The organism is Streptomyces altiplanensis (genome assembly GCF_053591575.1).
This window is the reverse complement of sequence record NZ_JBSFUB010000238.1, coordinates 1-1,119: the sequence shown is the minus strand read 5'-3', so window position 1 is coordinate 1,119 and position 1,119 is coordinate 1. Positions and strand designations below refer to the sequence as shown.

Below are 1,119 nucleotides of genomic sequence, written 5' to 3'. Positions count from 1 at the left end.
AGTGGATGTTTTCTCCACTGAGGTCCTGTTTGGGGTCATCTGGCAGCGACCCGAGATGCGGCGTTTTTGCCAACCATCCTGATATCTCGTCGGGTAACTGCGGCTTCCGGTCGGGCGTGTCATCCAGGTATGCGGTCAAAGCTCCTGTCCGGTTCGAAAATGCCGGACTACCTCCGTCGTATCACCCGGCCGAGTGATAGCCCCCACGAGGCGCGGACCGTATCAGTAGCGTCATGACCACACAGCCGGCCCGCAAGCCGTACCCGTCCGACCTGTCCGATGCCCGCTGGGCCCTGATGGAACCGGTCCTGACCGCTTGGCGGGCCGAGCGGCAGAAAACCTCCCTCAACCTCGGCCGCAAGGCCGCTGACCTGCGCGAAGTCATGAACGCGATCCTCTACGTCAACCGGACAGGTATCGCATGGCGCTACCTGCCGCACGACTTTCCCGCCCACACCACCGTCTTCTCCTACTTCACCGCCTGGAGCGCCGACGGCACCATCGAGAAGCTCGGCGTCCGCCTGCACCGCCTCGTCCGCGAAAAGGAAGGCCGCGACCCCGAACCAACCGCATGTGTCATCGACTCACAGTCCGTCAAGACCGCCCACACCGTACCCATCAGCACCCAGGGCATCGACGCCGGCAAGAAGATCGTCGGGAGGAAACGAAGCATCATCACCGACACCCTCGGCTTGTTATTACTGGTCACGGTCACCGCAGCCAGCGTCTCCGACAACGAGGCCGGCAAACACCTCCTCACCCGCCTCGCCACCACCCACCCCACGATCACCAAGGCATGGGCCGACACCGGCTACAAGAACCAGACCGTCGAACACGGCGCCAAACTCGGCATCGACGTGGATGTCGTCCCCAGAAACACACAGGTCAAGGGCTTCTCCGTGCTGCCCAGACGCTGGGTGGTGGAGCGGAGCCTCGGCTGGATCATGATGCACCGCCGACTCGCCCGCGACTACGAAACCAAACCCGAACACTCCGAAAGCATGATCCGCCTCGCCGCGATCTCCACCCTGGCCAAACGCGCAACCGGCGAAACCACCCCAACCTGGCGAGACGCATAAACCATAATCACCCACGAACTACACGAACCAGACGTCCTCT

1 protein-coding gene is annotated in these 1,119 nt (G+C 62.7%); it reads left to right on the top strand.

Annotation, left to right across the window (positions count from 1 at the left end; all coding sequences use genetic code 11):
* The first annotated feature begins 233 nt into the window (after window positions 1-233).
* The gene (locus ACWD0Y_RS36690) at window positions 234-1,079 is read left to right on the top strand and encodes an IS5 family transposase (protein WP_450264584.1); all 846 of its coding nucleotides are present in this window, start codon (window positions 234-236) and stop codon (window positions 1,077-1,079) included.
* Window positions 1,080-1,119: the final 40 nt, after the last annotated feature.

Excerpts from the sequence above, each read along its gene's own strand:
- ACWD0Y_RS36690 (WP_450264584.1), top strand. The coding sequence starts at position 234 with ATGACCACACAGCCGGCCCGCAAGCCGTACCCGTCCGACCTGTCCGAT.